Source organism: Pseudomonas sp. GW821-FHT03A09, from assembly GCF_059421065.1.
Genome location: NZ_JBWKUX010000010.1, coordinates 187,174 through 206,767 on the forward strand (window position 1 = coordinate 187,174; position 19,594 = coordinate 206,767).

The window sequence follows — 19,594 nt, forward strand, 5'->3', positions numbered from 1 at the left end:
GTTGTAGTGAGCGGGCTTGCCCCGCGCTGGGCTGCGAAGCAGCCCCTTTGATTAGCCCGCTTTCTGTACCAAGGGCAGGTCTTCCCTCAATGGCAAACCTTCCATATCTCCACGGCTCTGCACGGCACGGCTGCCGATCCAGTTACCGCGCTGCACGGCTTCGGGAAAGCTGAGGTTTTCCAGCAGGGCACTGACCATGCCCACGGCAAAACCATCGCCGGCGCCCACGGTATCCACCACTTTTTCCACGGGGACTGCGGCGATAAAACCTTGGTCCATCTGGGTCCGGTAGTAAGCGCCATCCGCCCCGAGCTTGATCGCCACGGCCTCGGCGCCTTGGTCGAGGTAAAAGGCCGCGATGTCGGCCGGGTCATCGAAGCCGGTGAGCAAACGGCCTTCACTCAAACCTGGCAACACCCAGTCGGCCAGGGCGGCGAGGGCGTTGATTTCGCGGATCATCTGCGACTGGCTGGGCCACAGCGACGGGCGCAGGTTGGGGTCGAACGACACGCTGCGTCCGGCCTTGCGCATCTGCGTCATCAGCTCGTGGGACAGTTCACGGGTGACGTCGGACAGCGCGGGTGGAATGCCGGTGGCGTGCAGGTGACGCGCTTGCAGTAACGCGGGGCTGATGGCGGCGATGGACAAGTGGCTGGCGGCCGAACCTTTGCGGAAGTACTCGACCTGGGGATCGGCGCCCGTCTCTTCACGGGACTTGAACTGAAAGCCCGTAGGGTGCAGCGGATCGACCGTCACGTGGCGGCAGTCCAGGCCTTCCTTTTTCAATGTATCGACCACAAAGCGGCCCAGGGAATCATTGCCGACCCGGCTCAGCCAGGCCACCTTGAAGCCCAGGCGTGACAGGCCGATGGCCACATTGCTGTCGGCGCCGGCAATGCGTTTGTGAAACTGCGCCACTTGCGCCAGGTCGCCGGTCTGCTCGGCGACGAACATCGCCATGGTTTCACCAAACGACAGGATATCGATCTCAGACATGGGCATTCTCCATGCGGGGCTGGCCAAGGACGGCGAGGGCGGCGACCTGTTGCGTGGTGACCTGGATCAGGTCATCACCTTGCAGCGGGAATTCCACGGCCCGGGTAATACCTTGAGTCATGTGCTTGAGCAGTTGTTCCCACAGATGCAGGTCGGTGACGCCGGGTGGCAGGGCGACGAGTTTGCCGTCGGCACGACGGGCCACGGCCTTGCAATGCAGGTAGTCCACGTGTCGTCCGAGCAGGCGTGCCGCCGTGAGGGCGGACTGGTCCTGCCACTGCCAGTTGCCGATGTCGAAGGTCATCTTGACCGGCAGGCCCAGGCGCTCGACTTCGGTGAAGAAACGCTGCATGGGCTCGATACGCCCGCCGTGCAGGGTCTGGTCGTTTTCCACCAGCAGCTTGACCGAGTGACGGTTGAGCAGGGCGTGCAGGCTTTGCAGGTCGTTGGTATCAGTGAAGTAGCCCAGCGATACCTTGAGCCATTGCGAGCCAAACGCCTGGGCGCGGTCGAGGGTGGCGGCCAGCTCTGCATTGGGCTGGGCGCGTCCGGCGACCCAGAGTTCCAAGGGCGATGAGAACACCGATTCCAACTGGTGTTGCGCCGCTGCTTGAGCGAGTTCGACTGGTTGCTCGTGGGTCAACAGTTCTTCACGCCATTCGATGCGCTGGGCACCGGCAGCGGCGAGTAGCTCGACAAAACTCAATTGGCCTTGTTGGCGCACCAGGTCGGCGCCGTAGCTGGATAGGCTGATGGAGACGGGGTATTTATGCATTGTTGTGTACCTCTGAAACCGGTTTCATTTTTAAGCGAAAATCAAATCTGTGGGAGCTGGCTTGCCTGCGATAGCAGTTTCTCAGTCAATACACAGCTGACTGATCCACCGCCATCGCAGGCAAGCCAGCTCCCACATGGGATTGTGTGGAGCCTCGGATGATCAGTTCGGGCAGGAAATCCAGGGTGCGCGTTGGCTCGGTATCGCCACGCAAGCGCCTGAGCAGGCAGTCGAACGCGGTGGCGCCAATGGTGTCGGTAGGCTGGGCGAGTGCGGTGATGCCCGTGCCCACCAGCGGGTACCAATCCAGGTCATCCAGGGCGATCAGCCCTACATCCTCGAATAGGTTGCAGCCCAGCCGCTTGAGTGCGCGGGTACAGGCCAGCGCGGCAACACCGTTGGCGCAGAACAGCGCCTTGGGGCCGGGTTTGGCAATGAAGGTGTGCAGAGCGCTTTGCAGTTCGTCATCCAACGCCAGCACGGCGCCGGTCAACCCAGGGCGGCTGGCAATCTCGGCCTCGAAACTCGTCACACGTTCCAGTCGCGAACTGGTGCCATCGGTAGCTTCGCTCACCAGCATCACATCGCGATAACCCTGTTGTTCCAGGTGATCCATGGCCATGCGCACCGCCGCCGGGTTGTCCAACCCTACCAGGTCGCTGTGCAGCGGTTCGACCTTGCGGTCCACCAGTACCAGGGGCATTTCCCGTTGCAGTTCCAGCAGTTGGTCGAGGTGATGGCCGAGGGTGTTCACGATCAACCCTTCGATGTTGTACGAGCGCAATGCCGCCAGATGCTGGCGCTCTTGTTCATCATCGCGGTCGGTGTTGCACACCACCAGGCTGTAGCCGTGCTGGCGGCAGGCGGTTTCCACGCCGTGCATCACGGCAATGGAATAGGGGTTGCGGATATCCGCCACCAGCATGCCGATCAGGCGCGTGCGGCCACGTTTGAGGCCGCGGGCCATCTGGTTGGGGCGGTAGCCGAGTTCATCGATGGCTTGTTCGATGCGCAAGGCAATGGCATCGGAGAGCAGGGCGCGGTCATCGCCGATAAAACGCGAAACGCTGGCTTTGGACACACCGGCGTGTTGGGCCACGTCGAGCATGGTCACACGGCTGCGCTGGGCGGCGGAAAATGAAGTCACGGTGGAGCCTTTCTTATTGGAATTCGGATTGCACTGAAACCGGTTTCAGAAGACACCAGGCAGAGCCTGTCGTCAAGAAAATATTCGTCGGTTGATGCTGTGTTAATACCGGTTGCCCCGACGGGTGGCGAGCTTACCTGTCAGATCTGACAGTATCCGAGCGATCAGTCAGGGTGTTCAATTGCCCATAGGTAAAGCGCGTCACAGGCTTAAAACGCGTTGGACATTGGATCTACGGGAGGTTGCCATGAGCAAACTAAAGCCCATTAACTCAAAGCCTAAAAAGGCCAAGGCGGGTAGTGTTGCTTCTGGTTCAGGGACTGTCCTGGCTTTAGATGGCCCCCGGGTAATCCATGCACTGCCAGATGGGTTAGTGCCTGCACAGTACTATTTCAATGACCTTGAAGTGGAAATCGTAACGCCATGGAATTTTTTGCCCGGCATTGGCGACACTCACTATGTCGTATTTGTTTGGGATGACCACAGCGCTGCGCCTGTCGACGTGCTACCGCCCTTGCAACTGGATGGCCCGCTGACCCCGGCCGACTTCCCCATCCCTTTTTCGATTCCTCAGGCTTTCCTGTTGAACAGTGCGTTTGTCGATCTCTATTTTCGGATCCATGTCGACTCGCCCGCCTCTCCAAGTTTTGATACCTCTGAGGCGACATTGCTCAGAATCAAACGCGATGCTCCGGGGGCAGGCGGGCCGCTGCTACCGGCGATTTATCCGGTCGATCCGATCACCGACGCTTACCTGGCCGACACGCCCCTGGTGCCCATGGAAATCCCGAATGGTTATCTGGGGCGTGAGGTCGGTGATGAAATACTGATGTATTTTTCGGATATGAACACGTTGCCGACCGGTGCGCCCACTGTGATCTCACCGCCGCTGGTGAGTGCTACCGGGCAAATATTCGTCGATGTTCCCAATACGGTTTTCCAGAACTTCCCGGGTGCCGCGTTTATTTTTTGCTTCTACCGCCTGCGCGATCGCGCCTGCAATCTAAACCCGGAGTTTTCCCTGGTGGCGCAAGCTGCGTTGCAGGTGGGGCTGCCCACTCCGACGTACATACGGCCGCGCTTTCCGCAGGCTGACTCTGAGCCGCTACTGAATCCGAACCGATATATGACGTGTGCCTGTACACCCAGAATCTGGTTCGGCGTTGAAATTCGTATTGACCCGAATACAGGACCGGGCCCGGGTATCCAGCATGGGGAGTTGGTTGTGATGCACTTTCAGGGCTACCGCCAGGCCCCTGATGTGGACCCACTGCCTGGCATCGTCGATACACAAAGCCACATCTGGGACTCGGTAGCGGACGCCACGGGTTATTCCTTCTGGATTCAGGATGTTGAACGTCTGATCCGCCCGCTCAAGGAGCGTGCGGGTGGGGAGGCGAGTTACAGGGTGTACAGCGCAGGTGTACTGCAAGGCCGATCGGCCTCCAGGTTTGCACGGTTTGACCGTGTAGTGCCTTCGAGTCCGCCCACCCTGTATTGCTGGACTCACGGCAATGCGCCCGAGCCCTGAGTAAGGGCTCAGTTCACGGCATCGGGTGCGTCGAGGCCGCGTTCAGTTCAAGTAATACGAGTTTTGGCTATGCCGCTAATCAAGTGGCAGGGATGTGTGTTGCCGGGAAATGGGTACGAGGTCAATTGCACGGTTGCCGAATTCAGCCTGGCGGATGGGTGTTTTTTATCAGGAACCTACAGTGAACGAGTGTGGAGATCATCAAAAATGAGCAGCAATCCTAATGTGCCCTTGGCACCCTTGGCAAACCCGGCCGCCGTGACTATTGCGGAGGCACTCGATGATGCGACCGGAACGATTCCGGCCATTCTTGCGACTGGCCCCATCACCGCAGAATGTACAACGGGCGATATTTCAGATTACGACGACTGGTTTGAAGTCGAGATGGCGGACCTCGCACAACCGTTGTTGGTGTGGACTCGCGTAGCAGGGCCGAGGCAGTTGAGTGCGACGCCTATTCCCATCCCCGCCAAGTTCGATCTCACCATTGCGGCTCCTCCAGGCGGTTTCCGGCACGGCTTCTATCAGTTGCGCAGCCTTCAATATCGCGACTTTGGTGGTTTTCCGGGCGGGACGGCGGACATCTCGGACCCTGGCAATTTTACCGTTGACTTGATTCCACCGTATGGCGATCACAGCTTTCGTGATCAGCCTCATGCAGTACTGTGGCCCACAACGCTTCCTGCAGGTGCAGTGATCGACAATGCTTATTTGGTCATGCACGGCGGAGTGCAGTTCGGTATTCCCGATAACGACTTTGTGCCTGTACCTGGCAGGTGGGCACCTGGGGACTTTATTACTTTCTACTGGAGCCCGGTGATGTTCCCACGGCCAATGGACATCGTCAGTCCTCCCGGTGGGATTCCAATGTTGCCGACAGGCAATACGTTTTTCCTACCAGCAGCAATGATTGACGTGAGTGGGGACTACCACGCGATCTACACCATTACGGACCGGGCGGGGAATGTCAGTCGTCCTTCGTTCGTTGAAACCCGGCGTGTTGCCTTGATCGAAGATCCAGAGCGCGGAACCCCGTTTCTACCTCTGGCGCCTGCGCCCGAGAGCGGCAGTACAGACAACTTGATCGATATCGCAGATTACCTGTTGGACCCTGAGGTATGGGTCAGGACTTATAACCATCATGCCTCCTTGCTTGATCGATTGGAGGTGCAGTGGGATACGCAACCTTATGGCCCATTGGGGATGCCTTTCACGACGTTCCCGCAGGTATTCAACGGCATGCAGGCTGCAATCAGGGCAGCTTATACCCAGACCACGGTGGGGCCGCAGTCGGTGCCTGTACGCTATCGGATTTCCCGCAACGGCACGCTGTTCCCTTCCTTCGATAAAACCATCCTGCTCGATTTGTCGGTAGGGGGGGCAATCAACCCTGGTTTGCCGGGTACACCCAACATTAACCTCAACGAGGCTCACGTATTCGGTGATGGTTCGACGACTCCGGATGTGCTGCTGCCGGCTCATGCGAACCTACCGGTACGTGTGGACATCGTACTGTGGACCGTTGCAGTGGCACCGCATGTGGGGTTGTCGATCATCTTCCTTTGGGAGGATGAACGAGTCGGACCGTTTCCTATCGGTACTGCGGCGGGTGGCAGCACCTTCTCGTTCAATATCGACTGGGACGTCGTTGCTCGTCATGGCAACGACTTGAAGACCATCAAGTATCTGGTCCTCGACCCGGCGACAACCAACGAAAACGAGTCGCCATCTACCACGGTTGATGTGCAGAATGCTGTCACAGTGGAGCTGGCGAAAGCGCAGTATTTGAATCTGGTCGGGACCCGGTGGGGATGTGGGTCGTTGAAAACCCGGACACCGGGCACTCCACCTGTGCTGTTTGGCGAAGTGTATGTGCCAGGCGACCCGATGATGGCAGTTGGCGTGCCGCTGACGTTGACGCTGAGCCTTACCAATACACTGGCTGGTCGTCCACCAGGACCGTTCCCCTTGACGCTGACTCATCCAAGCTTGAGCGCAGCTGACATCGCGAACGGGATTACGTTTGAGGTCGATTACATGCCCTATCTGGCACAGGCGCCGACGGGCAATTGCGAGGCGACTTACTCGACGGTCTTGCAAAATGGTGTGACTGGACACGGGGAGCTGTCGGACGTACGTGTTCAGATGTCCAATCCTCATACCTACTGCGATGGGACCGTTCCTCCCTCACCTTGACCAAGCTTGAAACAGAAAAGGGGAGCGCAGCTCCCCTTTTCTTTGCGCAAGTATTTTCCCCCGCCCTGACCGCTGTCGGTTCACCCACATCAATAAGATAAGTCCTACAGAGCTTGGGATGTTTGATCCGTACTCTCTGCGCCGCACAGGTAAGGCTCCATTCCTTGGGAACGAGCCAAACCGTTTTCAGAGGCTCTACCCCCAGAGAGTGATCGACCATGTATGTACCAGCCAACTTCAAGCTCAAGCCCCTGAGCGCGATGATGAAAGTCCCGACCATGACCCTGCTTATGTTTGCAGCGGTTCATGGTGCTGCCCACGCCGATCAGCTGATTGGCGAAGGCAGGACCATTGATTCCTCGGAATCGTCCAAAGACTGGCAACTGGATCAGAAGTCCGAACTGACCCTTAACGGCGCCAGGGCTCAGAGTATCCTGGCCAATGATTCGGCCTTGATTGTGAACACTGGAAGTCGAGTCAATGACATCCGTGCAACGCAAGGTTCGAGCGTCAGCCTCACTGGCGCACATGTGGAGTCGAGCAACCCGACGTTCGGCGCTTTGCGTCTGGATGACAGTACTGCAACCATCACCGGCAGCACCCTGATCAGTCATACCAATTTTGGCTTGCAGGCGTTCCAGAGCGTGGGCTCCTCCAAAGGTGGCGTTGCCGAAGTATTCAACAGTGTAATCCAAGGTGTGGCTGCAGGAGCGGTTGCGCAGGGCAACAGCGAGTTGCATTTCAACCAAAATTCCTGGGTGGAAGGCACCGGTGCCGACAGTGCGGGTGTTCGGGTGGACAGTGGGGCACTCGTGACCGCCAGCCAAAGCACCCTGATCGGTGGCAAGAACGGTGTGGTCATGACCAACCAGTTGAACAGCACCGAAGCCGGCAAGCTGGTGCTGGATAACTCGCATGTCGCTGGTCGCACGGGGTCCGCGATTCTTGTGGAAGGCCGGCCGGGTCGAGTTCCGACCGTCGAGATCGATGTTCGCAATGGTTCGACCCTGACCGGTGGCAACGGCACGTTGCTCGAAGTCAACAGCGGCGCAACGGCGAACATGAATGTCGACAACAGCCGCTTGAATGGCAACGTTGTTGTCGAGGATGGCAGCACTGCGCATTTGAGCCTGCAAAACAATGCCGGCCTTATCACTAGCCTCAACGTGGGCGGCGCCTCTTTCTGGGAATTGACTGGCGACAGCCAGGTAGGCGCCTTGAGCCTGGCTGGTGGTACGGTGAAATTTGGTGATACTGATGCGTTCTATCGGTTGGACTTGGACACCCTGGAAGGTAATGGCACGTTTGTCATGGGCACCGATTTTGCCCGTGGCGTCACGGACTTCCTGAACATTGAAGGCGAAGCCAAGGGCAATCACAGCCTGTTGCTTGCGGCCAGCGGTGTTGAACCGATCAACCCTGAAGAAATCCGCATCGTGCACACCGGTGGTGGCGACGCTAACTTCTCCCTGGTAGGCGATGTGGTCGATGTGGGTGCTTACTCCTACGGCCTGAAAAAGGAAGGCACCGACTGGTTCCTTGACCCGAACAACCGTGTAATCAGCCCAGGCACCCGCTCCGTGCTGGCACTGTTCAACACCGCACCCACCGTATGGTACGGCGAGGCAACCTCATTGCGTACGCGTATGGGTGAATTGCGATTTGAACCAGGCCAGGCAGGCGTTTGGATTCGTGGTTATGGCAACAAATACAAGGTGTCCGACAGCACGGGTGTAGGCTACAGCCAGAACCAACAGGGCTTTACCCTGGGTGCCGACGCACCGCTGGCCGATAGCCAATGGCTGGTCGGTGTGATGGCCGGTCACAGTACATCGGATCTGAATCTCAAACGCGGTACGTCCGGTAACGTGAAAAGCTACTACCTGGGCGCGTATGCCACCTGGCTGGACGAGGAGAGTGGCCTGTATTTCGATGCGGTCGCCAAGGTCAACCGGTTCCACAACGAGTCCAAGGTCGGTTTGAGCGACGGCACCACGTCGAAAGGCAAGTACAACAACACCGGTGGTGGTTTGTCGGCCGAGTTCGGTCGCAACATCAAGCTCGATGACGGCTTCTTTGTTGAGCCGTATGCCCAGATGTCGACCGTGGTGATCCAGGGTGCCAATTACAACCTGGACAATGGCCTGCAAGCCAAGGGCGAGCGTACACGCTCCATCATGGCCAAGGCCGGTGCTACGGTTGGGCGTGACATCCAGCTCGACAGTGGCAGTGTGGTCCAGCCTTACCTGCGCGCGGCAATGGTGCACGAGTTTGCCAACAACAATAAGGTGTCGGTGAACAACAATGTGTTCAACAATGATCTGTCCGGCTCGCGTGCCGAGTTTGGTGCGGGTGTGGCGGTGAAGCTGTCGAAGAACCTGCAACTGCATGCTGACCTTGAACACAGCAGCGGCGGCACAGTTGAACAGCCTTGGGGTGCCAACGTGGGTGTTCGTTACACCTGGTAAATCTCGATTAGGAAAAAGCCCGTATCGCTAGATACGGGCTTTTTTTGTTTGCTTCAGGTGTGAATGTCGAAGTTAATGACCAAGGCGTGTACCTGTCCGTTCGGGTCGGTATCGGTGGTAGCAACGGCGGAGCCTTGTACCTTGATAAGCTGCGGGGAGATTTGTTGAATGGACAAGGTGCCGGTAATGCCGCGAACAGCATAGGCTTCGGTCGCTGTCTTGACCGATAGCCAAATTCTGGTGGAGGTGAATTCACTCTGCGCCAAATCGATCGTCGTGCCGGCCGGCGTGCGATCCGGAAACTGAATGTAGATTTCCCGCACTGTATCCTGGCCCTCGGTGTTGCGCCCGGTAATACCCAGAATGCGTTGGGAGGGGTCATTCACAATAGTGATGGTTTGGATGTCGATGACCTGGTTATCCAGGAACACAGAGAAGGTTCCCTCTGCCTCACGTGCCCGGGGGAACAATACGCTCTGTTGGTGGGGAGTCAGCGTTGCAGTTTGTGCTGGCATGATTGCGTCTCCATCTTTGATGAATAGGTCAACAACATGGAACGGTGCCTGGCTTTATCGACAACTGTCCTCGAATCAGCCAACGTACCTTGGTTTCAATTAGACGCGTTTTCTTGAATAAATCTACTGTCAGATATGACAGTTCAATAGGTCGGTTCTTTATTTCTTTTAGGCTTAAGCAAGTGCTCGGCACGAGGGGGTATCGCTTAGCCGAAGAGCCCTGCCGCAATATTGATCGAGAATCCCAGGATTGCTGTATTGAACAGAAACCCGATCAACGACTGCCCCAGCACCACCTTGCGCATGCTTCGCGTGGCCACACCCACATCCGAAGTCTGCACCGCCACGCCGATGGTGAACGAGAAGTACAGGAAGTCCCAATAGTTCGGCGTGAGCAGGCCTTCGGCAAAGCGCAGCGCCGGTTCCTTGCCATCCCAGGTGTAATAAAGGCGCGCGTAATGCACGCTGAAAATCACCCCGATCAGCAGCCACGAACCAATCACCGTCAACCCGGTAAAGCCGTAGTGCAATAGGCGCTCGGTGCTCGCTAGGTCTTTGCTGCCGATCAGCTCGAAGGTGATGGCGGCGAGGCTGGCGATGGCGGCGATGCACACCATGAACAGCACCAGGCCGGCGTTTTCATCCTCGATTTCAGCGATGCGTTGTACGTCCGGGGCTTTGGCGCGGATGGTCAGCCACAGCATCAAAACCAGATAGGTCCACACGCCAGCGTTCCAGCCGATGAGGATCTTGCTCAGAAGAGTGTCGGCCGGTACCAGGATGCCGACGGTAATGCCCAGCGCAGCGGCGGTGGAGAGGCGAGGGTGGGTGCGGGTGAAGAAGGGCATAGGTGCTCACGGCTGACGATGTGTCAGCAGACTCTACCTGATCATGGACGCGATCAATAACCCTGGTGGAAGTGAGCTTGTGTGGGAGCCGGGCTTGTCGAATCGTCGCACCGCCGCGATGCAGGCACCTCGGTGTGTTAGTCACACCGCGGTGATGCCATCGCAGCGGTGCGACGATTCGACAAGCCCAGCTCCCACACAAGCCAGCTCCCACATTTTTGACTGTATACCCCTCAAGAAGGGGTTTAGCGGGAGCGTTTCTTCACCAGCTTCATGACCACCACAAAGAACACCGGCACAAACACCACCGCCAGTGTGGCCGTGATCATTCCGCCAATCACCCCTGTACCAATCGCCTGCTGGCTCGCCGAACTGGCACCGGTGGCAATCGCCAACGGCACCACGCCGAGAATGAAGGCCAGCGACGTCATGATGATGGGGCGCAGGCGCAACCGTGCAGCTTTCAAGGTGGCGTCGATCAGGTCGTCCCCTTGCTGGTACAGATCCTTGGCGAACTCGATGATCAGAATCGCATTCTTCGCCGACAGGCCGATGATGGTGATCAGGCCCACCTTGAAAAACACATCGTTGGGCATACCGCGCAAGGCCACTGCCAGCACCGCGCCGAGCACGCCCAGCGGCACTACCAGCAAGACCGAGGTCGGGATCGACCAGCTTTCATACAGCGCCGCCAGGCACAGGAACACGATCAGCAGCGACAGGCCGAGTAGCAGCGGTGCCTGGGAGCCGGACAAGCGCTCCTGCAGTGACAGGCCGGTCCATTCCTGGCCCAGGCCGGCGGGCAGTTGGCTGACCAGGCGCTGGATTTCTTCCATCGCCTCGCCGGTACTGTGGCCGGGCGCCGCTTCGCCGGAAATGGCGATGGCCGGGTAGCCGTTGTAGCGCGTCAGTTGGGCCGGCCCTTGGGTCCACTTGGCTTCGACAAAGGCCGACAGTGGCACCATCTTCCCGGCGTTGTTGCGCACGTTGATTTTCATCAAGTCCGCCACTTGGCTGCGCTGGTCACCTTCAGCCTGCACCACCACGCGCTGCATGCGTCCCTGGTTGGGGAAGTCGTTGATGTAAGCCGAACCGATGGCTGAGGACAGCACGTTGCCAACGTCCGCAAAGGATACTCCCAGGGCGTTGGCTTGCTTGCGATCCACCTGCAGCTGCACTTGGGGCGCTTCGGCCAGGGCACTTTCGCGCACGTTGGCCAGGATCGGGCTTTTCGCGGCGGCTGCCAGCAATTCTGTACGTGCTGCCATCAACGCAGCATGACCGACACCACCACGGTCCTGCAGACGGAATTCGAAGCCGCTGGAGGTGCCCAGGCCGTCTACCGGTGGCGGCAGGATCGCATAGGCAACGGCGTCCTTGAGCTCGGTGAAGGCCATGTTGGCGCGGTCGGCGATCGACGCCGCCGAGTCATCGCTGCCCCGTTCCGACCAGTCCTTGAGCGTGGTAAATGCCAGTGCCGCGTTCTGCCCGGAACCGGAGAAGCTGAAGCCCATGATCATGGTGGTATCACCCACGCCAGGCTCCTCGGCGTTGTGCGCTTCGATCTGCTCGGCCACCTGCACCGTGCGGTTCTTGCTCGCACCCGGTGGCAGCTGGATATCGGTGATGGTATAGCCCTGGTCTTCCACTGGCAGGAACGAGGAGGGCAGGCGGCTGAACATCCATCCCAGGCCCACCAGCAATACCAGATAGATCAACAGGTACCGGCCGCTGCGCTTGAGGGCATAGGCCACCCAGCCTTCATAGCGATTGGTGAGGCTTTCAAAGCGCCGGTTGAACCAGCCGAAGAAACCGCCCTTGGCATGGTGTTCGCCCTTGGCAATCGGCTTGAGCAACGTGGCGCACAGGGCCGGGGTCAAGGTCAGGGCGAGAAACGCCGAGAACAGGATCGACGTGGCCATCGACAACGAGAACTGTTGGTAGATCACTCCCACCGAGCCTGGCATGAACGCCATCGGCAGGAACACCGCCACCAGCACCAACGTGATACCCACAATGGCCCCAGTGATCTGGCCCATGGCTTTCTTGGTTGCGTCCTTGGGCGACAGGCCTTCGGTGGCCATGATGCGCTCGACGTTCTCCACCACCACAATCGCATCGTCCACCAGGATACCGATGGCCAACACCATGCCGAACATGGTCAGCACGTTGATCGAGAAGCCCAGCAACAGCATGGTGGCGAAGGTGCCCATCAAGGCAATCGGCACCACCAGCGTCGGGATCAAGGTGTAGCGCACGTTCTGCAGGAACAGGAACATCACCGCAAACACCAGCGCCATCGCTTCCAGCAGGGTATAGACCACCTTGGTGATCGAGACCTTGACGAACGGCGAGGTGTCGTACGGGATCTTGTATTCCACGTTGGCCGGGAAGTAGCGCGACAGCTCGTCCATCTTCGCCCGCACCAGGGTCGCGGTGTTCAGCGCGTTGGCCCCCGGCGACAGTTGCACGCTGACGGCGGTGGACGGCTTGCCGTTCAGGCGCGTGGAAAACTGGTATTCCTGGCTGCCGACTTCTACCCGTGCCACATCACCGATGCGCACGGTGGAGCCATCCGGGTTGGCTTTGAGCACGATGTCAGCGAATTCCGCCGGCGTCGACAGTTGGCCCTTGACCAGGATCGCCGCGGTGATTTCCTGGGTCTTGGTGCCGGGCAAATCACCGATGCTGCCCGCCGAGACCTGGGCGTTCTGCGCGCTGATCGCGGCGTTGACGTCGGCCGGGGTGAGGTTGAAACCGATCAGCTTCTGTGGGTCGATCCAGATGCGCATGGCGCGCTCGGCGCCGTACAGCTGGGCCTTGCCCACACCGTCCAGGCGCTTGAGTTCGTTCATCACGTTGCGCGCCAGGTAGTCGCTGAGTGCCACGTCATCGAGCTTGCCGTCGTTGGACGTCAGGGTCACCAGCAACAGGAAGCCGGCGGAGACTTTCTCCACCTGCAAGCCTTGCTGGGTCACCGCCTGGGGCAGGCGTGGTTCCACCGCCTTGAGACGGTTTTGCACGTCCACCTGGGCCATTTCCGGGTTGGTGCCCGGCTGGAAGGTCGCGGTGATGGTGGCCGAGCCGAGGCTGCTCTGGGATTCGAAATACAGCAGGTGATCGGCACCGTTAAGCTCCTGCTCGATCAGGCTGACCACACTTTCGTCCAGGGTCTGGGCCGAGGCGCCCGGGTACACCGCGTAGATTTCCACCTTCGGCGGGGCGACGTTGGGGTACTGCGCCACCGGCAACTGCGGGATGGCGAGGGCGCCGGCCAGCAGGATGAACAGGGCGACCACCCAGGCAAAGATCGGGCGGTCAATAAAGAACTGCGGCATGGCGGGTTATTCCTTTACGAGATGGCCCGAGGCAGGGCTGTCATCCACTTCGACTTTTTCACCGGGGCGCGCGTGTTGCAGCCCTTCGACGACGATGCGATCGCCGGGCTTGAGGCCACTGCTGACGATCCAGCGGTCTTCGACCACGGCACCCAGCTCCACCGGTTGCTGGCTGACAGTCTGTTCGGCATCCAACAGCAGCACCATCGGTACACCGGCACTGTCGCGGGTAATGGCGCGTTGCGGCACGCTGATGCCTTGCTTGTCGACGGCCTGTTCCAGGCGCACCCGCACAAAGCTGCCGGGCAACAGGTCGAGGTCCGGGTTGGGGAACTCGCTGCGCAGGATGATCTGCCCGGTGCCCGGGTCGACGCTGATTTCGGCAAACAGCAATTTGCCCGGCAGCGGGTACAGGCTGCCGTCGTCCTGGATCAGCGTGGCCTTGGCCTGGTCCTGGCCGACCTGCTTCAAGCTGCCGGCGCGGAAAGCGCGACGCAGGTCATTCAGCTCGCGGGTCGATTGGGTCAGGTCCGCGTGGATCGGGTCCAACTGCTGGATGATCGCCAGTGGCGTGGCTTCGTTCTGCCCGACCAGTGCGCCCTCGGTCACCAAGGCGCGGCCAATACGCCCGGAAATCGGCGCAGTGACGGTGGCATAGCCCAGGTTCAGCTTGGCGCGTTCGACGGCGGCCTTGTTGGCGGCGACTTCGGCGTTGGTCTGGCGCAGGTTGGCGCGGGCGTTGTCGTAGTCCTGGGCGCTGATGGCGTTGCCCTCAACCAGTTGGCTGTAGCGTTGCTCTTGCAGGCGCGCCTGGAACGCATTGGCTTCGGCTTTGCTCAGGTTGGCCTGGGCGCTGTCCAGATCGGCCTTGAAAGGCGCCGGATCGATGCGGAACAGCACATCGCCTTGCTTGACGTCGTGACCTTCCTTGAACACCCGTTGCATCACAACACCGGCCACCCGTGCACGCACTTCGGCGATACGCGGCGCGGCAATACGCCCGCTCAGCTCGCTGGTGATGGAAAGGGGCTTGGCCTCAAGGGTTTCGATGCGGACTTTGGCCAGGGGCATTTCCGGCGCTTCGTCGGCCGATTTGCCGCAAGCGCTCAGGGCCAGCGTCAGGGCCAGCAGGCAAAACGGCGCAAACAGATTCTTCGACATGCTCATATCCCAATAATGACTGGTGCATCCTAAAGACACCTGCACCCTGGTGCTGTGAAGCTGTGTAGCTCGTCTGTGAAGAAATGTAAGGTGCGGCGCGCTGGGCGCCGAGGGCGTATATCCTTGCACAACCTTGCAGACACTGGAGATCCAATGTGGGAGGGGGCTTGCCCCCGATGGCGGTATATCAGTTGAAACACGCTTCACTGACCCACCGCTATCGGGGGCAAGCCCCCTCCCACATGGGATTTGTGTACGACCAATAACTGTATTTTCTGGAAACACCTTTTATGCCCAACATCCTCCTGGTGGAAGACGACGCCGCCCTTTCCGAGCTGATTGCCAGCTACCTGGAACGCAATGGCTACCACGTCAGCGTGCTCAGCCGTGGCGACCACGTGCGTGAGCGTGCACGCCTCAATCCGCCGGACCTGGTGATCCTCGACCTGATGTTGCCTGGCCTTGACGGCCTGCAAGTATGCCGTCTGTTGCGTGCCGACTCGGCAGGCCTGCCAATCCTGATGCTCACTGCCCGCGATGACAGCCACGACCAAGTGCTGGGCCTGGAGATGGGCGCCGACGACTACGTGACCAAGCCCTGCGAGCCACGTGTGCTGCTCGCCCGCGTGCGCACCTTGCTGCGTCGTAGCAGCTTGTCCGAGCCTCAGGTGGCCAACGACCAGATCATCATGGGCAACCTGTGCATTGACCTGTCTGAACGCACGGTGACCTGGCGCGAGCAGCCGGTGGAGTTGTCCAGCGGTGAATACAACCTGCTGGTGGTACTGGCTCGACATGCCGGGGAAGTACTCAGCCGAGACCAGATCCTGCAACGCCTGCGCGGTATCGAGTTCAATGGCACCGACCGCTCGGTGGACGTGGCCATCTCCAAGTTGCGCCGTAAATTCGATGACCATGCCGGTGAGGCCCGCAAGATCAAGACGGTGTGGGGCAAGGGTTACCTGTTCAGCCGTTCCGAGTGGGAATGCTGATTCATGTTTCGTGTGCTGATTCGTCTCTACCTGATCACCATCATCACCTACAGCGCGGCGATCTTCCTGATTCCCAAGCTGGTGATCCAACTGTTCGAACACCGCTATACGAACTACAACGTCGAACAGACCCGTGGCCAGCAGAAGCTGATAGTCAAACAGTACCTACGGGCGCCGGTGGAGCGTTGGTCCCAGGTCACCGAACAACTGAACCGCGACTTTGCTCCGCTCAAGGTGCAATTGCTGCTACGCCAGGACGCCAGCTATACGCCCGAAGAGGAGAAGCTGCTGGAGCAGGGCAAGCCAGTGATCCGCCTGGGGGAGTGGGGCTGGATGGAAGACATCAGTTCACCGATCAACCAGCAGTTCGTGGTCAAGTTGAGCGTACCGCCCGACCCGCTGGACATGAACCTGCTGTACTGGTCGATGAATGTGTTGATCGTCGGCGCATTGTTGGCCTGCCTGCTGGTGTGGCTGCGCCCGCACTGGCGTGACCTGGAACGCCTGAAAACCACTGCCGCGCAGTTGGGCAAGGGCAACCTGAGCGAGCGTACGCGCATCCCGGCCAGCTCCAGCATTGGCAGCCTGGGCGCTGTGTTCGACACCATGGCCGACGATGTCGAACACTTGCTCAACCAGCAACGCGACCTGCTCAATGCGGTCTCCCACGAGTTGCGCACGCCGCTCACGCGCCTGGATTTCGGCCTGGCGCTGGCCTTGTCCGAAGACTTGCCCCAGGCCAGTCGCGAGCGCCTGCAAAGCCTGGTGGCGCACATTCGCGAGCTGGACGAACTGGTGCTGGAATTACTCTCCTACAGTCGCCTGCAGAACCCGGCGCAATTGCCCGAGCAGGTGGACGTCGTGCTCGATGAGTTTGTCGACAGTGTATTGGGCAGCGTCGACGACGAGTTGGAAAACCCCGAGATTGTCATCGACGTGGCGCTTGACTGCGCCGTCGAGCGCTTCACCCTCGACCCACGGCTCACCGCCCGCGCTTTGCAGAACTTGCTGCGCAACGCCACGCGCTATTGCGACAAACGCATTCAGGTTGGGGTGAAGGTGTGCCCCAAGGGCTGTGAAATCTGCGTGGATGACGATGGCATCGGTATTCCGGTGGACCAGCGCGAGCGCATTTTCGAGCCGTTCTACCGCCTGGACCGCAGCCGTGACCGTGCCACCGGTGGTTTCGGCCTGGGGTTGGCCATCAGCCGTCGCGCAGTCGAAGCCCAAGGCGGTACGCTGACTGCGCTGGCGTCACCGTTGGGCGGCGCGCGGTTCCGGTTGTGGTTACCGGCGGCCGGGGCATGACCGAGTGCATGGTTCCAACCAAAAGGCATAAACTCAGATGATATTGGTATAAGTCGTTATAAGAAAAATCGCTATCCTGCCGCCAGAAATTTATAAGGCCGCAGGTAGTTGTAATGGATGTGGGTAATTTTGGTTTTGTGGTGGCTGGCCTGATCGTAGGTTTTATCGTCGGCATGACCGGTGTCGGCGGCGGTTCTTTGATGACGCCGATCCTGCTGTGGTTCGGCATCAACCCGGCGACCGCCGTAGGCACCGACCTGTTGTACGCCGCCATCACCAAATCCGGCGGCGTGCTGGTACACAGCAAGAACAAGAACATCGACTGGACCATCACCGGCTGGCTCACCCTGGGCAGCGTTCCGGCCGTGTTGATGACCTTGTGGTTCCTCGCCAGCCTGCACACCGACCCCAGCGCGATGAACGTGGTGATCAAACAAGCCCTCGGCGTGGTGTTGCTGCTGACCGCCCTGGCGATTCTGTTCAAGAAAAGCCTGCTGGCCTTCGCCCAGCGCCATGCGGGTGATGACTATCACATGAGCCCGCGCAACCTGAACGTACTGACGGTGGTCACCGGCGCGATCCTCGGCACCATGGTGGCCCTGACCTCCATCGGCGCCGGTGCCCTCGGTACCGTGGCGCTGTTCATCCTCTATCCCTTCCTGGCCACGCGCCGACTGGTCGGCACCGAGATTGCCCACGCCGTGCCCCTGACCCTGGTGGCGGGCCTGGGCCACGCCAGCATGGGCAACATGGACTGGCACCTGCTGGGCTTCCTGCTGATGGGCTCGTTGCCAGGTATTTACCTCGGCAGCCACATGACCGGCAAAGTCCCGGATGGCGTGCTGCGTCCGTGCCTGGCGATCATGTTGATGACCATCGGTTACAAGCTGGCCTTCTAAGCCTTGACCGGGCCGTTGCCGATCTGCCACACAAACGGCGGCTCCGTGCCATTGATCACCCAATCACCGACAATCCGTGCCTTGTAGATCACCGGGTTGTGGGACGACACCGTGCGAGCGTTGCGCCAATGCCGGTCAAGGGCCTTGCCTTGGCGCACATCCGACGCGCCCAGCGCGTTGAACAGTTCGGTGGTGGCACGCTGGATCAATGCCGACACCACCACCTGGGCCGTCGCCGATTCAATCTCCGCCGCCACATTGGCTTCCCGCTCCGCCACTTCATCTCCCGCAAAGCGCGCCAGGTAGGCCCGTTGCGCTGGTACGGCGGCTTTCAAGGCGCTGGCTTCGGCGGCATACACCAGCGCTGCGACGTCACCCACCACTTGCTGGACCTGCGCATCCTGGCTCACATGGGCCGCGTTGCCATGGCTATAGATTCGCTTGCGGTTGCGCACCTGCTGGGCCACGTCATTGAGCGCCGCTCGGCCGATCCCGGCCAGGCTCGCCAGCAGCACCAACTGGTAGAACGCGGTCTGGTATTTGAAACGGGTGGAAAAGTCGATGATGTTCTCGGCTTCCACCACGGCATCGGTAAAGCGCGTGGTGCCGCTGCCGGTGGTGCGTTGGCCAAAGCCGTCCCAGTCATCGCTTTGCACCACGCCAGGTTGGTGGGTGCGGGTAGCGGCGATCACATCGGCGCCGGTATCGCTGCGCTGGGCGTACACGTCGATCCAGTCCGAGAACAGGCTGCCGGTGCTGTAGAACTTTTCACCGTTGAGCTTCCACTGGTCGCCGTCGGGGCTGACCTGGGTGACCACATCGCCAATGGCCACATTGCCGATTTCGGTCCAGGCGCAGCCGACGATATCGCCGTCGACAAAGCGCTTGAACCATAGGTCGCGCCCGGCGCTCGGCGCGGCATTCAGGCGATCCTCGGCAAAGGCGAAATGCCCGCGCAAGGCTTGCGGCACGTTCGAATCGGCAGCGGCCAGTTCAATCAGCAGTTCAAACAGCTGGGGTAACGAAGCGCCGCCACCACCGTATTCCACCGGCACCCGCACGGCGCCAAAGCCGGCTTGCTTGAGCCACTGGATCGGCTCATAGGGCAGGGCGCGGGTGTGTTCGCGCTCAACCGAGCCCTCGGCGATACGCTGGAAAATCGGCCGGAAACGTGCGGCCAATGTGGGGTAGTCGACGCCGATGGACAGCGGGTTGATGACGTGTTGCTCAGTCATGGGGAACGGCTCCTTGGCAGTGATCAAGTCTTGAGGGGAATGCACAGTCCGTGCCGTGCCTTTTGGCCCGTGTTTACGGGGCAGGGGTGGCGGCTCGCTGTTGCTCCAGCAACAGCAGATCCGCAAATCGACGTGATCCCTCACATTAGCGGCCACGCATCCCAACCCTGTGTTTTGCGCCGTAA

General features: G+C 59.8%; 14 protein-coding genes. 6 read left to right on the forward strand and 8 right to left on the reverse strand.

Annotated elements, in window-relative coordinates; genetic code table 11:
- Window positions 1-51 precede the first annotated feature (51 nt).
- The 3 genes from AC07V4_RS19395 to AC07V4_RS19405 all read right to left on the reverse strand — a co-directional run bounded on the left by AC07V4_RS19395 (window position 52) and on the right by AC07V4_RS19405 (window position 2,918).
- Entirely contained in the window at window positions 52-996 is a 945-nt protein-coding gene (locus AC07V4_RS19395; RefSeq protein WP_492636540.1) for a sugar kinase, read from the reverse strand.
- A complete protein-coding gene (locus tag AC07V4_RS19400; RefSeq protein WP_492636541.1) occupies window positions 989-1,771 on the reverse strand; it encodes a sugar phosphate isomerase/epimerase family protein in 783 nt (260 codons plus the stop codon). The genes AC07V4_RS19395 and AC07V4_RS19400 overlap by 8 nt, the downstream gene beginning before the upstream one ends.
- 85 nt (window positions 1,772-1,856) lie before the next feature.
- Window positions 1,857-2,918, reverse strand: a complete 1,062-nt coding sequence (locus AC07V4_RS19405) for a LacI family DNA-binding transcriptional regulator (RefSeq protein WP_492636542.1) — start codon at window positions 2,916-2,918, stop codon at window positions 1,857-1,859.
- A 247-nt stretch (window positions 2,919-3,165) separates the two neighbouring features.
- Here AC07V4_RS19405 and AC07V4_RS19410 point away from each other — a divergent pair, with 247 nt between their 5' ends.
- The 3 genes from AC07V4_RS19410 (at window position 3,166) to AC07V4_RS19420 (ending at window position 9,113) form a co-directional block, all read left to right on the forward strand.
- The gene (locus AC07V4_RS19410) at window positions 3,166-4,449 is read left to right on the forward strand and encodes a hypothetical protein (protein ID WP_492636543.1); all 1,284 of its coding nucleotides are present in this window, start codon (window positions 3,166-3,168) and stop codon (window positions 4,447-4,449) included.
- A gap of 69 nt (window positions 4,450-4,518) precedes the next feature.
- Window positions 4,519-6,645 carry a hypothetical protein gene (locus AC07V4_RS19415; protein WP_492636544.1) on the forward strand — a complete coding sequence of 709 codons (2,127 nt, stop codon included), beginning with the start codon at window positions 4,519-4,521 and terminating at the stop codon, window positions 6,643-6,645.
- Window positions 6,646-6,863: 218 nt separating this feature from the next.
- Complete coding sequence (locus AC07V4_RS19420; RefSeq protein WP_492636545.1) at window positions 6,864-9,113, forward strand: autotransporter outer membrane beta-barrel domain-containing protein; 2,250 nt, start codon at window positions 6,864-6,866, stop codon at window positions 9,111-9,113.
- A 53-nt stretch (window positions 9,114-9,166) separates the two neighbouring features.
- Here AC07V4_RS19420 and AC07V4_RS19425 read toward each other — a convergent pair whose 3' ends face one another.
- The 4 genes from AC07V4_RS19425 to AC07V4_RS19440 form a co-directional block, all read right to left on the reverse strand.
- On the reverse strand, window positions 9,167-9,628 hold the full coding sequence (locus tag AC07V4_RS19425) for a hypothetical protein (RefSeq protein ID WP_492636546.1): 462 nt from the start codon (window positions 9,626-9,628) through the stop codon (window positions 9,167-9,169).
- A gap of 206 nt (window positions 9,629-9,834) precedes the next feature.
- Window positions 9,835-10,476: a DUF1345 domain-containing protein gene (locus tag AC07V4_RS19430; RefSeq protein WP_492636547.1), complete on the reverse strand. Its 642-nt coding sequence runs from the start codon at window positions 10,474-10,476 to the stop codon at window positions 9,835-9,837.
- A 245-nt stretch (window positions 10,477-10,721) separates the two neighbouring features.
- Entirely contained in the window at window positions 10,722-13,814 is a 3,093-nt protein-coding gene (locus AC07V4_RS19435; protein ID WP_492636548.1) for a multidrug efflux RND transporter permease subunit, read from the reverse strand.
- A gap of 6 nt (window positions 13,815-13,820) precedes the next feature.
- Complete coding sequence (locus tag AC07V4_RS19440) at window positions 13,821-14,975, reverse strand: efflux RND transporter periplasmic adaptor subunit (RefSeq protein WP_492636549.1); 1,155 nt, start codon at window positions 14,973-14,975, stop codon at window positions 13,821-13,823.
- A gap of 290 nt (window positions 14,976-15,265) precedes the next feature.
- Here AC07V4_RS19440 and AC07V4_RS19445 point away from each other — a divergent pair, with 290 nt between their 5' ends.
- The 3 genes from AC07V4_RS19445 (at window position 15,266) to AC07V4_RS19455 (ending at window position 18,174) form a co-directional block, all read left to right on the forward strand.
- Window positions 15,266-15,967 carry a response regulator gene (locus AC07V4_RS19445; RefSeq protein ID WP_016971864.1) on the forward strand — a complete coding sequence of 234 codons (702 nt, stop codon included), beginning with the start codon at window positions 15,266-15,268 and terminating at the stop codon, window positions 15,965-15,967.
- A 3-nt stretch (window positions 15,968-15,970) separates the two neighbouring features.
- Entirely contained in the window at window positions 15,971-17,275 is a 1,305-nt protein-coding gene (locus AC07V4_RS19450; protein ID WP_431751175.1) for an ATP-binding protein, read from the forward strand.
- A 113-nt stretch (window positions 17,276-17,388) separates the two neighbouring features.
- Window positions 17,389-18,174: a sulfite exporter TauE/SafE family protein gene (locus AC07V4_RS19455; RefSeq protein ID WP_492636550.1), complete on the forward strand. Its 786-nt coding sequence runs from the start codon at window positions 17,389-17,391 to the stop codon at window positions 18,172-18,174.
- Here AC07V4_RS19455 and AC07V4_RS19460 read toward each other — a convergent pair.
- Complete coding sequence (locus tag AC07V4_RS19460) at window positions 18,171-19,409, reverse strand: acyl-CoA dehydrogenase family protein (protein ID WP_492636551.1); 1,239 nt, start codon at window positions 19,407-19,409, stop codon at window positions 18,171-18,173. The genes AC07V4_RS19455 and AC07V4_RS19460 overlap by 4 nt on opposite strands.
- Window positions 19,410-19,594: the final 185 nt, after the last annotated feature.

Bases quoted from the DNA above. Each gene is read 5' to 3' on its own strand.
- AC07V4_RS19425 (WP_492636546.1), bottom strand. From the start codon at position 9,628: ATGCCAGCACAAACTGCAACGCTGACTCCCCACCAACAGAGCGTATTG.
- AC07V4_RS19440 (WP_492636549.1), bottom strand. From the start codon at position 14,975: ATGTCGAAGAATCTGTTTGCGCCGTTTTGCCTGCTGGCCCTGACGCTG.
- AC07V4_RS19415 (WP_492636544.1), top strand. From the start codon at position 4,519: ATGCCGCTAATCAAGTGGCAGGGATGTGTGTTGCCGGGAAATGGGTAC.
- AC07V4_RS19395 (WP_492636540.1), bottom strand. From the start codon at position 996: ATGTCTGAGATCGATATCCTGTCGTTTGGTGAAACCATGGCGATGTTC.
- AC07V4_RS19460 (WP_492636551.1), bottom strand. From the start codon at position 19,409: ATGACTGAGCAACACGTCATCAACCCGCTGTCCATCGGCGTCGACTAC.
- AC07V4_RS19400 (WP_492636541.1), bottom strand. From the start codon at position 1,771: ATGCATAAATACCCCGTCTCCATCAGCCTATCCAGCTACGGCGCCGAC.
- AC07V4_RS19450 (WP_431751175.1), top strand. From the start codon at position 15,971: ATGTTTCGTGTGCTGATTCGTCTCTACCTGATCACCATCATCACCTAC.
- AC07V4_RS19435 (WP_492636548.1), bottom strand. From the start codon at position 13,814: ATGCCGCAGTTCTTTATTGACCGCCCGATCTTTGCCTGGGTGGTCGCC.
- AC07V4_RS19455 (WP_492636550.1), top strand. From the start codon at position 17,389: ATGGATGTGGGTAATTTTGGTTTTGTGGTGGCTGGCCTGATCGTAGGT.
- AC07V4_RS19420 (WP_492636545.1), top strand. From the start codon at position 6,864: ATGTATGTACCAGCCAACTTCAAGCTCAAGCCCCTGAGCGCGATGATG.
- AC07V4_RS19410 (WP_492636543.1), top strand. From the start codon at position 3,166: ATGAGCAAACTAAAGCCCATTAACTCAAAGCCTAAAAAGGCCAAGGCG.
- AC07V4_RS19445 (WP_016971864.1), top strand. From the start codon at position 15,266: ATGCCCAACATCCTCCTGGTGGAAGACGACGCCGCCCTTTCCGAGCTG.
- AC07V4_RS19430 (WP_492636547.1), bottom strand. From the start codon at position 10,476: ATGCCCTTCTTCACCCGCACCCACCCTCGCCTCTCCACCGCCGCTGCG.